Source organism: Flavobacterium piscis, assembly GCF_001686925.1.
Lineage (GTDB): Bacteria > Bacteroidota > Bacteroidia > Flavobacteriales > Flavobacteriaceae > Flavobacterium > Flavobacterium piscis.
The window spans coordinates 149,682-163,461 of the sequence record NZ_LVEN01000050.1 but is presented as its reverse complement, the minus strand read 5'-3'; the positions used below and the strand labels follow the sequence as shown (position 1 = coordinate 163,461).

The 13,780-nt window shown below is 33.9% G+C and carries 13 protein-coding genes; 3 read left to right on the top strand and 10 right to left on the bottom strand.

What is annotated here, in order from left to right; all coding sequences use genetic code 11:
* The first annotated feature begins 50 nt into the window (after positions 1-50).
* Positions 51-680, top strand: coding sequence for a hypothetical protein (locus tag FLP_RS24735; RefSeq protein ID WP_065452159.1), 630 nt, complete (start codon positions 51-53; stop codon positions 678-680).
* A gap of 95 nt (positions 681-775) precedes the next feature.
* Here the strand turns inward: FLP_RS24735 and gldC are convergent, their stop codons facing one another.
* Both gldC and gldB read right to left on the bottom strand, forming a co-directional pair.
* Entirely contained in the window at positions 776-1,111 is a 336-nt protein-coding gene (gene gldC / locus FLP_RS24730; protein ID WP_065452158.1) for a gliding motility protein GldC, read from the bottom strand.
* Positions 1,111-2,070, bottom strand: a complete 960-nt coding sequence (gene gldB / locus FLP_RS24725) for a gliding motility lipoprotein GldB (protein WP_065452157.1) — start codon at positions 2,068-2,070, stop codon at positions 1,111-1,113. Before gldB ends, gldC begins: the two co-directional genes overlap by 1 nt.
* Positions 2,071-2,170: 100 nt before the next feature.
* Between gldB and nadE the strand changes: the two genes are divergently transcribed.
* Complete coding sequence (nadE, locus tag FLP_RS24720) at positions 2,171-2,977, top strand: NAD(+) synthase (protein ID WP_065452156.1); 807 nt, start codon at positions 2,171-2,173, stop codon at positions 2,975-2,977.
* A 93-nt stretch (positions 2,978-3,070) separates the two neighbouring features.
* Positions 3,071-3,700 (top strand): response regulator transcription factor, encoded by a 630-nt coding sequence (locus tag FLP_RS24715; RefSeq protein ID WP_026730588.1) that lies wholly within the window; start codon positions 3,071-3,073, stop codon positions 3,698-3,700.
* On the opposite strand, the gene dnaG is transcribed toward FLP_RS24715, so the two are convergent.
* The 8 genes from dnaG to rlmN all read right to left on the bottom strand — a co-directional run bounded on the left by dnaG (position 3,697) and on the right by rlmN (position 13,687).
* Positions 3,697-5,763, bottom strand: coding sequence for a DNA primase (dnaG, locus tag FLP_RS24710; protein ID WP_065452219.1), 2,067 nt, complete (start codon positions 5,761-5,763; stop codon positions 3,697-3,699). The genes FLP_RS24715 and dnaG overlap by 4 nt on opposite strands.
* Positions 5,764-5,891: 128 nt before the next feature.
* Positions 5,892-6,929: a F0F1 ATP synthase subunit B family protein gene (locus FLP_RS24705; protein WP_065452155.1), complete on the bottom strand. Its 1,038-nt coding sequence runs from the start codon at positions 6,927-6,929 to the stop codon at positions 5,892-5,894.
* 274 nt (positions 6,930-7,203) lie between these two features.
* Positions 7,204-7,944 carry a hypothetical protein gene (locus tag FLP_RS24700; RefSeq protein ID WP_065452154.1) on the bottom strand — a complete coding sequence of 247 codons (741 nt, stop codon included), beginning with the start codon at positions 7,942-7,944 and terminating at the stop codon, positions 7,204-7,206.
* Positions 7,931-8,491: an RNA polymerase sigma factor gene (locus FLP_RS24695; protein ID WP_065452153.1), complete on the bottom strand. Its 561-nt coding sequence runs from the start codon at positions 8,489-8,491 to the stop codon at positions 7,931-7,933. The genes FLP_RS24700 and FLP_RS24695 overlap by 14 nt, the downstream gene beginning before the upstream one ends.
* A gap of 319 nt (positions 8,492-8,810) precedes the next feature.
* Positions 8,811-10,730: a DUF2207 domain-containing protein gene (locus FLP_RS24690; protein WP_065452152.1), complete on the bottom strand. Its 1,920-nt coding sequence runs from the start codon at positions 10,728-10,730 to the stop codon at positions 8,811-8,813.
* A 12-nt stretch (positions 10,731-10,742) separates the two neighbouring features.
* Positions 10,743-11,297 (bottom strand): LemA family protein, encoded by a 555-nt coding sequence (locus FLP_RS24685; RefSeq protein ID WP_065452151.1) that lies wholly within the window; start codon positions 11,295-11,297, stop codon positions 10,743-10,745.
* A gap of 60 nt (positions 11,298-11,357) precedes the next feature.
* Positions 11,358-12,335 carry a polyprenyl synthetase family protein gene (locus tag FLP_RS24680; RefSeq protein WP_065452150.1) on the bottom strand — a complete coding sequence of 326 codons (978 nt, stop codon included), beginning with the start codon at positions 12,333-12,335 and terminating at the stop codon, positions 11,358-11,360.
* A gap of 302 nt (positions 12,336-12,637) precedes the next feature.
* Positions 12,638-13,687, bottom strand: a complete 1,050-nt coding sequence (rlmN, locus tag FLP_RS24675) for a dual-specificity RNA methyltransferase RlmN (protein ID WP_065452149.1) — start codon at positions 13,685-13,687, stop codon at positions 12,638-12,640.
* Between the last annotated feature and the right edge of the window lie 93 nt (positions 13,688-13,780).

Sequence of the window (13,780 nt, the reverse complement as noted above, 5' to 3'; positions counted from 1 at the left end):
AAACACAACGTATTTTATATTTACATTTGAAACGAATCAATTTGTAATATATGAAGAATACCACACTCCTCGTTTTCTTTTTTATCTCAATTTCTTTTTCATCTTGCACCACAGCATCCTATACATTTGCTACAGGACAGCGAACCGGAGTTGATTTTACATCAGGGAAATGGCTCTTAAACGAATTGGATTGCCCCAACGGCTCTAAAGACAAACTAACCGAAGAGTGCTTAAAATATTTTAAAAAACATACAGGAGATCGATTATCATATATTCATGATGTTAATGGATTACTGGTTGCCCGAAAAATTAACTTAAATCCGGGTAAAACAAAACTGAAGGAGCTCAAAGACGGAACTGGTTTTGATTTTTTCATTAATATTTCTACCCAAAAAAACAAAAACGACTTTTCTTCTCTCGAACTTTATCAGCAAGCTAACGACGCAGGAAGAAACGAAGCCTCTGTAATTGTAGAGATTTACGATTTAAATTTACAGCAGATTATTTACTCTCAAAATGTAATTGGCACTACTTCAAAAGTAAACACTCCATCTGACCATAATAGTCAAACCTCCAGTAAACTTAAAGACAATATTATGCTTTACAAAAATGCAAATCAATTAATAGAAGGAGCTTTAAAACGAATATTTAAAGATTTAGACAAAAGATCTGTTAAGTAAAATAAATTCCAAAAAATAAAAAATCCCAAATTCCAATTGTAAGGTTGGAATTTGGGATTCTATTTTTGGAATTTCCTTTCTGTATTGGAATTTCTTTATTTCGCAAGTTCCAGTTTTTCCGCAAAATAATCACAGAAATCTTTCATCGTATCTGACATTTTCTCGTCGTCTGTAGCACGCTTAAAAGTATCTGACATCGCAACTAATGTTTGGTGAAAGAAAATTTTCATTTCATCTACCGGCATATCTTTTGTCCAAAGATCAATACGCATCGTTTCTTTGGCTTTACTGTCCCAAATAGACAACATAATAGCTTTTGCTTCTTCTGCCTGCACACCACCATCCTGAGCGCTCCAGGTTAGTTTTTCCGGCACGCGGTTTTCATCTAATTCTATATTGAATTTAATTTCTGAGTTTATTGTATCTGACATTATTTCTTAGGTTTATATTTTGACTGTTCAAAAATTTCTTTTGCGTTTGTTTTTAATAATTCCGACAAGGTAACATTAGTATTATTCTTCATATAAGAACGTACCATTTGCCATCCGAGCCAAGCACCAATTCGTCCGGGAGAATCATTATCGATTTCTAAATAAAATTTAGAAAACGGAGCAGGTGCAATAAATCGGGTGTTTAATTTAGGATCTTCGCTGTATAACAGTTCGCTTTCGATAAAAAAGCGCCACATATAAGCTTCATTTTCCTGGCTCCATTTTATTTGTTCCGGCGTATAACCAATTTTTTCAGCATCTGTATATTCAGGTAAAAGCAAATCTTTTGCATACAATTGCTTTCCTTCGAAAATCATTTGCGAAACTAAATTTTTATCCGGAAAGGCAGGAATGTTTCTAAAAGCAAAACTAGAAACCACATCCGGCATAATTTGTTTTTCCTCAAAATTTTGTTTTAGATAGTTTGGAAATTCATAGAACTTGTGTTCTTTTCCCAAATACAGTTCTAAAGCAACAATCACAAGGCTATCGGCATAAATCGCTTTAGCATTATAATCCATTTCTCCAATTACAGTAATTACTTTAGGAATTTTAGTTTTTGGAAAATAATATTTTACGTGCTGAAACAACTTATTAAACTCCTGACGAACAGTTTCAAAATTGGCGTATTTTTTTTGCACTTCAGTATATACTTCTCTCCATAAAGGATCCTGCATTTTTTTTAGCCAGATAGCATCATCATTACCTGCAGGAAAGAAGAAAGGATATTGTTTTTTTACTTTCTCTAAATCTTCGGGTTTAGTTTCAAAAAATACCTTATCAAAACGTTCTACTTTTATATCAACCGGGATTTCTTCGACTGCCTTTTCTACTTTGGTTTTTTGTTCACATGACAAAAAAAACAAGCACAGAACCACTACAAAGCGATAAATTTTCATTTTATTTTAATTAGATTTGTGTTGCTGGATTTTAAGTAAATGCATACTTAAAAAATAATTCTGCAAATATACATCCCTGCATTTTAAAACTTGAACTATTATGGCTAAAAAAAGTACCATTCAAACAGAAAAAGTAAATATCCACATTGTAGAGTGGCTAAAAAATTATGCTAACAATGCAAAAGCAAACGGTTTTGTAATTGGAATTTCAGGCGGAGTTGACTCTGCGGTAACTTCGACCTTATGCGCTCAGACGGGCTTACAGGTTTTATGTGTTGAAATGCCGATTCATCAAGCGCCAAATCAAGTTTTAAGAGGAAGAGAACATATCGAACAATTAAAAAAACGTTTTCCTAACGTTTTGGATGTAAAAACTGACTTAACGGATACTTTTGAAGCTTTTAAGACTGCTGTGCCCACAACAAAAGATTCAACAAAAGTTAATTTATCATTAGCGAACACTCGTGCACGTCTGAGAATGACCTCTTTATATTATTTAGCCGGAATTCATGGGCTTTTGGTTGCAGGTACTGGAAATAAAGTAGAAGATTTTGGTGTAGGATTTTATACTAAATACGGCGACGGCGGAGTCGATTTAAGTCCGATAGCTGACTTAATGAAGTCGGATGTTTATGCTCTTGGAGAGTTTTTAGCGATTCCTGACTCAATTTTAACCGCTGCACCTACAGATGGATTATTTGGTGACAATCGTACTGACGAAGATCAATTAGGCGCCAGTTACGACGAACTTGAATGGGCCATGTTAGCCGCGGAGTCAGGAAAAACGCCAGCTGACTTCACAGGGAGAGAAAAATCTGTCTTTGAAATTTATAAACGTTTAAACACCAGCAACAAGCATAAAATGGATGCAATTCCGGTTTGTATCATACCAAAAACGTTAAAATAAAACATTTTAACATTTGTCTGCAATTAATTACAGAATTTATTTATTAATTTTACAGTTCCAAAAACATGAACAATTCTAAAAAAGGTAAAAATTATGATTAAAGTATGTCTTGCAGACAATCATCCTGTGACTCACTTTGGCGTTAAGTCTTATTTTAAAGACCACGATCAAATTTCAATTGTTGCCAACGTAGGCAATTTTTCAATGGTTAGAGATATCCTTCAAACGAAGGAAATTGACATCCTAATTCTCGACTTAGAGCTTGAAGGCCTATCGAGTATCTTCGAAGTGAAGTCGATTTTGAAAAATTTTCCAAAAACAAAAATTGTAATTTTTAGTGACCTCGCCGAGCAAATGTATGCTCCAAATGCAATTAAAGCAGGAGTTTCCGGGTATGTACACAAAACAGAAAAACTTGAAACATTAGGTCTTTCTATCATTAAAGTACACGAAGGAAAAATTATCATCAATGAAACCGTTCGTAAAAACATGGCCTTAATTGCTAAACAAAGCAAAAGCGAACGTTTGTACAGAAAACTTTCTAATCGCGAGATTGAAGTTTTACGTTACTTAAGTGATGGTAAAAAAAATAATGAAATCTCTAAAATCTTAAATCTGAACGAAAAAACGATCAGTACTTACAAATTAAGATTATTGACTAAATTGAATGTTACTAATTTAGTTGACTTAGTTAACAAAGCGAAGACTTTAGAAATTATTTAATGGTATCTCGACATTACTCGTCCGAGTTTTTTTGAGAACGAATTAACTAGTTTTGAGTAATCGACAACCATAGACAAAAGCTCTGTATTATCTGAATTATCAGGTTGTATAGAGCTTTTTAATTCTTCGATAATTTTATCTACCAAAAACCAGCGCATAGACATAATCGTTTCAGTAACGTATTGCGCAATCGTTTCGTGTTTCATTTTCGAAAAAATATTCTGCCCTTCCCAGTCGTGAAGCGTTAGTCGCTCATCTTCCATCAAAATATCAGTAACTTCCTGAGCAAAATCTGGCTGTAAACGCATTAAATACTGCTCGAGACTAAATTTTTCGTGTTGGTTATAAAACCCAATTAAGTCTGTAAAAATATCACGGAATAAATTATTAGACAGTTCTACCTCATCTTCCTGCAAACTCAAATAAATACGCTGGTATACTTTGTAAGCTCTCATTTCAGAGACCATTACTACTTCGCCTTCGTCGTTATTTTTTAAAAGTACATCTTCGAACTCTTCAGTCTTATCTCCGTAAAGCAATAAAATCTCAATTACTTTTCGTTCTAAACGATACAGAATATCTACTTTCTCTGTAGGTTCTCCTACCGGATATCCAGGCTCTCCCGGATAATAATCCTCCGGAGGCCCATTTCTTGGATCCTCAGGATCTCCTCCTGAAAAACTGCCTTGTTTTGGAGTTTGGTTTCTAAAAACTTCAAAAGGTTTTTGTTCCTGCTTTTGTTTTTTACTAGCCTCTGTAAGATCTTTTTGAATTAACTGAGCTAAAGTACTCACTAATACCTGCTCAGAAATATCCATGATTCTGGCACATTCCTGCGTATAAATTTCACGCTGGATACGATCCGGAATTTTCGAAATACTCACGACCATATCGCGAATCAAATCGGCTTTTTTGATAGGATCGTTTTTAGCCTCTTTCATTAAGAGGGAGGCTTTAAATTGTATAAAATCTTTACTGTTTTCTTCTAAATAGGCAACAAGCTCATCATGTGAAGTTTTTCGTGCAAAACTATCAGGATCTTCTCCGTCAGGAAAAGCACAAACCCTTACATTCATTCCTTCTTCCAGAATCAAATCGATTCCTCGAACAGAAGCACGTAATCCTGCAGCATCTCCGTCAAACAGCACTGTAATATTTCTTGTTAATCTATTGATCAAACGAATCTGATCCGGCGTTAAAGCGGTTCCTGACGAAGCCACAACATTCTCGATCCCTGCCTGATGAAATTGAATCACATCTGTATAACCTTCAACTAGATAACAATTGTTTTGTTTGGCGATGGATTGTTTGGCCTGGAAAATACCATAAAGCACTTTACTTTTATGGTAAATATCACTTTCGGGCGAGTTCAGGTACTTCGCTGCTTTTTTATCATTGGTTAAAATACGTCCGCCAAAACCTAATACACGGCCGGACATACTTTCTATAGGAAACATAACACGACCTTTAAAACGATCAAAAGGTCGATCTTCTCTCGCAATGGTTAAACCGGTGCTTTCCAGAAACTCCAATTTATATCCTTTACCCAATGCTTCCTTGGTCAAAGCATCCCAGGTTTCGGGTGAATATCCTAAACTAAACTTTTTGATTGTTTCATTGGTAAAACCTCTTTCTTTAAAATAAGAGAGTCCAATTGCTTTTCCTTCTTCTGAATTTAAAAGCGTTTTATTAAAATAATCTTTTGCAAATTCTGAAACCAAATACATACTTTCGCGAACATCGGTCATCGCTTTTTCTGCATCTGTTTGTTCTGTTTCTTCAATTTCGATATTATATTTTCTGGCCAAATATCGAATGGCTTCCGGATAGGTAAATTGTGAATGTTCCATCAAAAACTTGACAGAATTCCCTCCTTTTCCAGTACTAAAATCTTTCCAGATTCCTTTTGCAGGCGAAACCATGAACGACGGAGAGCGCTCATCTGAGAAAGGACTCAATCCTTTATAGTTACTCCCTGCACGTTTTAAATTAACATAATCACCAATAACCTCCTCTACACGAGCAGTTTCAAAAACAGAATCAATAGTAGCTTGTGAAATCAAAACGTAAAATATTTTTAAAAATTTGAAGTCTGTAAAAGTACACAAATGAATCTTGAAATTTGGCGATTTAACATAAAAAAAGCACCTCTTATGAAGTGCTTTTTCTACTAACTAATTAAACTGCATTCTTAATTTAAATCCACTCTGATACCCAGTGAAATATTATTTTCTTTGATTAAATTATCCTGAAACAACGGATTTAAATCATATTTTGCATACAAACTAAATTCTTTATAGCCGATATAAGAACTCAGTCCGTAAATAAAATTATTTACATTATAATCTCCTCTTATTGTTGTTTTATAATCTAAATCATCCTGATCAAATTTTAGAATTTGTTTCGATTTTACATTTATTCCAGCATAACCTCCAATCCCAAAACGGAAACTTTTGTGGGTTCTAAAATATGTTTTTCCATTACTTACCTCAGGCTTTGAGAAATCAAATTCTAAATGCAGCGGCAACACGATGTAAACATTTCTAAAACGTGATTCATCAAGATTTATAGCATTGGTTTGCAATTCAGTCTGATCTCCATTTACTACAAAACTCCTGTTATCTGTTGGACGAATATTATTGTACATCAATGAAAGTCCGTATTTGGCATGTAATAAATTATCGTTTTTCATTAATCTGCTGTTATACGTAAAACCCCATTCGTAGAAATGTGAACCTCCAAAACTATAATTAGAATCCTGAAGCTTACCATCGACCATCATATTATTTAAACCCATTGCAAATACAAACTGCGAAGTGGTTCTTTTTTCTCCATGAATTGAATCTTTATCACGATCCTTGTCTCTTACATGAAATACAATGCTGTATTTTTTAGTTAATGAATCTTCTTTGATTTTTCCGTCAACTTTTTGCTGAACCAAATCATTAAGTTCATTTTGGGCCTCTGTTACTTTTTCCTCAATAATTGTAGCTCTTGCTTCTGCTAATTCTTTTTTACGTTTGTCTGCTTGTTCCAGGGTAATTTTCCCTTCAGACAGTTGCACATTTACAACTTCTACCTCTTCTTTCAAAGCTGCTTTTTCTTCTTTGGTAATCTTCTCGATTTTATTCGCAATTTTTTTTGCTTTCGACTCAAATGTTTCCTGCCCCAGAACCTTACTAACAAATAAGAATATAAGGACAACGAGGTAAAGTGTAAAATTTTTCATGATTGATTGATTTTTAAAATTGATTGTGATTGATGATTATTTAATTATTAATTGTGAATTACATATTCTATCTCCATCGGGTTAATCCCGAAGCCTAGGGACGACGCTATAATATGGATCGTTACTCCGGAACTAAAAATCTATACTCTGTATTCTGTATTCCATCTCCATCGGGTTAAAACCCGACGCTACAATATGGATCGTTCCTCCGGAACTAAAAATCTATACTCTGTATTCTTTATTCTGTAATCTTTATTCTATATTCTGCATCCTTTTATTCTTGTTGATTTCGATTCGCCAAAGCCACTTTTACCGTTTGGTAGTTTTTATTGACTTTTGTAATCATTTTCTCTCTAAACGAAAGCTCTAATTCGCCATCGACCTGATGGAGTAAATCATTAGCATTGATTTTTACTTTTGATTTTGGTTTTACCGAATTCTCTGCAACAATAGTTTTTTCGGCCGATTGCAATAATTGATCTACTGTTTCTTTTTTAGAAGTTTCAACAGCTAAAGATTGATTATTTACAGATTGTTTTTCTTGATTGTTTTTGATGATGATTGAAGACTCCGCTACTTGATTTGATTTGTTTTTGAGGGTTTTAATTGGTTCTACATTACGACTTTTTTGTTCTTTTATTAAATTCTGATTTGCTGTTTTTTCTGAAACTGCAACTTCTGTCTTTACGGGACTTATTACGTTTAAAGCTGGTTTTACAACAGAATCCTTCTGTAAATTCTCTTTGACAACCACTGTTTTTTCTGGTGTTTTAAGGACACTTTTTTCCGGATTAAAAAAGAATGTTCCCACTAATAAAAAACCAACAATACTGGCTGCGATGTACCACCACCTTTTTTTAGAAGTTTGCAGTGAACGAAGTCCAACTGTGGGTTGTTTCTTTTCTTCAGCAACACTAAGCATCGCATCTAATCGATCCCAGGCTTTATCGCTTGGTTCAATTTTACGTTGGTTTAGTTTTTCACGGAAATCCTTTTCAAAATTATTCGGTTCCATTATCTTGTTTTTTTAAAATAGTAATTTGTGTTTGCAGCATCTTTCTGGCGTGCGATAATTGCGATTTTGATGTTCCCTCATTAATCCCTAACATCTTTGCAATTTCATTATGTTTGTATCCTTCGATGGCGTATAAATTAAAAATCATTTTATATCCGTCTGGTAAAGCATCTATTAAAAACTGAATCTGGTCTATTGAAAACTGACTATCGGTTGCATTAAAACTTTCTTCGACGTAAATCTCATCTTCAACAAATTTTACTTTTTTCTGAACTCTTAAATACGATATACATTCGTTCACCATGATTCGGCGAATCCAACCTTCAAAACTTCCTTTATTTTCAAATTTGTTTAAGTTGGCAAACACTTTCATAAAAGCCGTTATCATTACATCTTCTGCCAGTTGAATGTCTTTTATGTACTGCCGGCAAACACTTAACATTTTTGAAGAAAACCGACTATAAATTTGCTGTTGCGCTTGTCGATTATTTGCGACAGCCAACTTTATAATTTCGGTTTCTTCCTGATGTAAATGAATAATTTTCATTTATAAGCTTTTGGTTTTTTGGTTTAGTAATGATCTTCTATTAGCATAGACGAGTTAAGTTTTAAAATGGTTGCATCAAAGGGAAAAAAAATCAATAAAAAAATTTCCAAATTCCAAACAACAAAAACAATAAACTGATTTTTAAAACATTACAATCAATTATCTAATTGACTAATTTTCTAATTATCTCATTATTTTCTTCACTCAGGCAAGATAATCTAAATCAAACCCAATCGAAAATAAAAAAACCTTGTACTATTATAAATAATACAAGGTTTCCTTAATACAATATTTTAAATAGCCGCTGGTTGCTAAAATTTTACCAACCGCCACCTCCACCGCCGCCTCCGCCGCCTCCGGAGCTTCCGCCACCTGAACTTCCGCTGCTCCAGCTTCCGCTACTTCCGCTGGAACTCGATGAAGAACCTGATGATGATGAAGGAGGACTAGGATCAACTGCTGCACTGCTCACAGAATTTCCAAAACTGGACAGGAACATTGCGGGCTGCATGTAAAACGTATCTTCGCCCTGATACCAAGCAGGATCATATTTGGCTAATTCTAAAATTTCTGCGAATTGCTTCCCCCACTCTATTTCGACTCCCAATGCAATAGCATACGGAAATAATTTTTCGAACAATTGCGGAGTCAACTCAGGAGGATTCAACATATTCATTCTATCTTTCTCTGCCGTTTGCATATAGTGTTTAAAACCTTCTAATCTATGCAATGCATCAGCACCTTTTTGTGTATACTTTCCTAAAGTTCTTGCGTAAAAAATATACATTAAGAAAACAACGCCAATAACAACGATTTGTATCGTGCTTAAAAAAGCAATAGAAACGAAAAATATGAAAAGCGCTGCTGGTAAAATAAAGAAAGCGAGAATACCTCTTAAAACAAGCATTCCAACACCAATCTCTTTTTTTGTAAACCAATAAGTCAGCCCTGAAACCGCAACGATTAGTCCTAAATAAAAAGCATAATTAATATATCCTTTATTATTAGATAGCAACTGGTAAGCAAGTCCTGCAATTAAAAAAACAGCAAAACCAAGCCATTTTTTTTGAGTATTGTTTTGGTAAAACTCTTCCAGTTTTATTTGTTTTGTTACCGTTTTAAGCCATTTAGAATATGCTTTTTCAAAAATCTTATAGTTAGAATCGGATACTTTTATTTTATCTTTTTTTGTAAAACCGCTTACTATATCTGATTCTTCTGCACTTAATTTTTGTGATAAATTATTTAAAACCTCGATCTCATAGGTTTGTTTGTTTTTAAAAACTCCATTTTCTACCGTAGACAAAATTCTAATGGCGCCTTTTACACAAGCATTTATAACAGATGACATATACGCTTTACGCGTAATTTTTCTGTCGTACACATAACCTATAATCGCAGGAGACCAATCGAAAGGCGGCATAAATTCAGGCATCAATGTTTTTTTAACGGGGTCTTTACCGTATTTCTTCCAACTAAAAAAGAAGAAAAGCGACATGCCTATTCCGTAAATAACAGACCACAAATTTGTTTTTATCTGCTTATAAAATGAACTTGCTTCCTGCAAAAAAGTAGGAGGATCAACAATTCCCTTAGGAAATGATGCAGCAACCGTTAAGCCTTCATAATTATTAAGCTGTATTGCAGCAAAACTGGCAACAGTGCGATTCGTATTTAGGGAACTTATACAATCTGACGCTTTAGATCCTGCCCTACCTGTATAACAATGTAAATTTTCGAATGCATTATTTTCTGACGGAAGAGAAATTTCGCATGTTGCTTTATCTATTGGCAAATTCCAGCCATTTCCGGTTACATTCCAATACAACTCATCGTATTTATCAAAATAGCCTACCTGAAAAGGAACGGTATAACTAATTTGATAGTCGTAAATTCCTCTTTCCAGATCGATGTCTTTATTACCTATATAGATTTTCCAGTCACCGGATTCTTCTTTTGTAAAATAATTTTCTGTGACACCATCTTTTTTTATGGAGTTTATAGTGTATTTCACATCAATTTGATGGCCATCTTTATCTCGTCTGCTTAATGGCAAAACCCTTAAAAGCCCGTGCCTAAAATCGTTACCTTCGGCATTTATGGTAATGTTTTCGACTACATTGATATTACCGGACTTTTCTATCTTAATTTTAACATCAAAATTTAAAATTCTTTCCTGTGCGTGAGCCTGAAAGAAAACAATAGAAAACAGAACAAAGTATATTTTTCTTAGGAGCATAGTATAATACAATTAAAACTGAACTTTAGGTGTTTCTCTTTGTTTTTCGTCTTCTATTTCAAGGAAGTTTTTCTTTGGAAAACCAAAAGAATTCGCCACAATATTGCCCGGAAAAGATTCTACAGCAATATTGTAATCTCTAACAGTTGCATTATAATATCGTTTAGATCGTTCTACTTCGGTTTCGATTTCGCTCAATTCTTCCTGTAAACTCAAAAAATTGGTATTGGCTTTTAAATCGGGATAATTTTCTGCAAGGGCAAAAATAGTTCCCACAGCATTACCTAGCTTCTTGTCGAATTGCAATTTTTCATCTGCACTACCAGCATTTAAGGCTTGATTACGCAAACTTACAATATTGGCAAGTGTTTCTTTTTCGTGGGTTAAATATCCTTTAACGGTTTCAACCAGATTCGGAATTAAATCAAATCGTTTTTTTAGAATAACATCGATCCCGCTTAATGCTTCCTGAAGCATATTGCGTTTAGATACAAAGCTATTGTAAAGTATTATCAGGTAACCACCTAAAATAACAACTAGTGAAAGTATTACGAGTAAAATAATCATATTTCATTATTAAATTAATGTCCAATTTAACAATAAAAATATTAAGAATAGAGGATGAAATTATTTTTTTCTCTCGATAACGTAGTTTACCATTAAAGTAAGCGCATCTTTGAACTCAGAATCTGGGAAATTTTCTAGTAATGAAAGTGCCTCCTGCTGAAATTGCACCATTTTATTTTCGGCGTAAGCCAAACCATTATTATTTTTCACAAAAGCAATTACTTCTTTTACGCGCTTTTTGTCTTTATTATGGTTTTTGATGGAGTTGATCAGCCATTTTTTTTCCTGTGCAATACAGGTATTTAAAACATGAATTAAAGGCAAAGTCATTTTTTGTTCTTTAATATCGATTCCGGTTGGTTTACCAATGGCTTCTTCGCTATAATCGAATAAATCGTCTTTGATTTGAAAAGCCATCCCGATAAGTTCGCCAAACTTACGCATGCTCTCTACTTTATTATCATCTTCAATTACTGATTTTGCACCAAGAGCACAACAAGCGGCAATAAGTGTTGCGGTTTTTTTTCTGATGATTTCGTAGTAAACATCTTCTGTAATATCAAGTCTTCTGGCTTTTTCGATCTGCAGTAATTCTCCTTCGCTCATTTCGCGAACAGCGACAGAAATGATTCTTAGTAAATCAAAATCACCATTATCTATAGATAGCAATAATCCTTTAGACAATAAATAATCTCCAACCAAAACGGCAATTTTATTTTTCCAAAGAGCATTAATAGAGAAAAATCCGCGACGGCGATTACTATCATCTACCACATCATCGTGTACCAAAGTTGCAGTATGAATAAGTTCGATTACCGAAGCACCACGATAGGTTCTTTCGTTTACAGTGCCTTCTGAAACCATCTTTGCGGTTAAAAAAACAAACATCGGACGCATTTGTTTTCCTTTTCGGTTTACGATATAATACGTAATACGGTTCAGTAAAGCCACTTTTGAAGTCATCGATTCATGGAACTTTTTTTCAAAAAGTTCCATCTCGTTAAAAATGGGCTGTTTTATTTGAGAAGTAATATTCATTTCGATCCCAAATATACTATTTTAAATAAAAAAACGTTGTGTCTTTTAGGTTAGTATATCAATAATTTATAGAATAATTAAGAAAACACCCCTAAAACATTATCAATTTACCTGCCAATTTGAATCCATCAAATTAAAAGAAAATCGAACACCAATATATTTTCAAAAAAGATTGTCCCAAAAAATCAGCATTCTTTTTGCCCAAAAAAAGCATTAAGAACAAGAATCGATCTCGTTTTTAATGCTTTAGTTATGAAATTTTCCTATGGAAAATGTTTAAGGTTGAAGATTTCCTGAGGGAATTACATTTCTGCTTCTTTATTAGCTAATTGCCCACAAGCGGCATCAATATCTTTTCCTCGGCTGCGGCGCACTTTTACCACAACTCCAATATTTTCTAATGCTTTTATGTAACCTAGAATAGATTCTTCGGATGCTTGCTGGAATTCTCCATCATCAATAGGATTGTATTCTATTAGATTTACTTTACATGGCACATATTTACAAAACTTCACCAAAGCATCAATTGAAGCTTTATCATCATTGATTCCTTTCCAGACTACATATTCGTATGAAATTTTGTTTTTTGTTTTTCTGTACCAATATTCTAATGCTTCTCTTAAATCTGCCAGCGGGAAGTTTTTACTAAAAGGCATGATTCGAGCACGAATTTCATCAATAGCCGAATGCAGCGAAACTGCCAATTTGAATTTTACATCATCATCAGCCATTTTTTTAATCATTTTTGGAATTCCTGACGTCGACACCATAATACGTTTTGGCGACATTCCTAATCCTTCCGGAGAAGTAATCATATCAATAGCTTTAATGACGTTGTTATAATTCATCAAAGGTTCTCCCATTCCCATAAAAACAATATTCGAAAGCGGATGATTGTGATACAAACGACTTTCTTTATCTATTGCAATAACCTGATCATAGATTTCTCCGGCTTCCAGATTTCGCATTCTTTTTAAACGTGCGGTAGCACAAAAATTACAATCTAAACTACAACCCACCTGACTTGAAACACAAGCTGTTGTTCTTGTATCAGTAGGAATCAAAACAGATTCAACCACAAGACCGTCATGCAAACGAACTGCATTTTTTACAGTTCCGTCGCTGCTGCGCTGCATGGTATCAACCTTAATATGATTGATAACAAAATTATCCTCGAGCATAGAACGCGTTGTTTTAGCAACGTTCGTCATATCTTCAAAACTATGTGCTCCTTTACTCCATAACCATTCATAGACCTGATTTCCGCGAAAAGCTTTGTCATTATTAGCGACAAAAAAATCTCGTAACTGATCTTTTGATAAGGCTCGTATGTCTTTTTTCTCAATTTGCATGGTGCAAATTTAAGTATTTGTTCATTTCTAATGGTATAAAGTACCACACAATCTTAAAAAATGATTCAATTACAAAAAAATATCATTTTAAAT

Coding starts and splice junctions, on each gene's coding strand:
- FLP_RS24735 (WP_065452159.1), top strand. CDS start 51: ATGAAGAATACCACACTCCTCGTTTTCTTTTTTATCTCAATTTCTTTT.
- gldC (WP_065452158.1), bottom strand. CDS start 1,111: ATGTCAGATACAATAAACTCAGAAATTAAATTCAATATAGAATTAGAT.
- gldB (WP_065452157.1), bottom strand. CDS start 2,070: ATGAAAATTTATCGCTTTGTAGTGGTTCTGTGCTTGTTTTTTTTGTCA.
- nadE (WP_065452156.1), top strand. CDS start 2,171: ATGGCTAAAAAAAGTACCATTCAAACAGAAAAAGTAAATATCCACATT.
- FLP_RS24715 (WP_026730588.1), top strand. CDS start 3,071: ATGATTAAAGTATGTCTTGCAGACAATCATCCTGTGACTCACTTTGGC.
- FLP_RS24705 (WP_065452155.1), bottom strand. CDS start 6,929: ATGAAAAATTTTACACTTTACCTCGTTGTCCTTATATTCTTATTTGTT.
- FLP_RS24700 (WP_065452154.1), bottom strand. CDS start 7,944: ATGGAACCGAATAATTTTGAAAAGGATTTCCGTGAAAAACTAAACCAA.
- FLP_RS24695 (WP_065452153.1), bottom strand. CDS start 8,491: ATGAAAATTATTCATTTACATCAGGAAGAAACCGAAATTATAAAGTTG.
- FLP_RS24690 (WP_065452152.1), bottom strand. CDS start 10,730: ATGCTCCTAAGAAAAATATACTTTGTTCTGTTTTCTATTGTTTTCTTT.
- FLP_RS24685 (WP_065452151.1), bottom strand. CDS start 11,297: ATGATTATTTTACTCGTAATACTTTCACTAGTTGTTATTTTAGGTGGT.
- FLP_RS24680 (WP_065452150.1), bottom strand. CDS start 12,335: ATGAATATTACTTCTCAAATAAAACAGCCCATTTTTAACGAGATGGAA.
- rlmN (WP_065452149.1), bottom strand. CDS start 13,687: ATGCAAATTGAGAAAAAAGACATACGAGCCTTATCAAAAGATCAGTTA.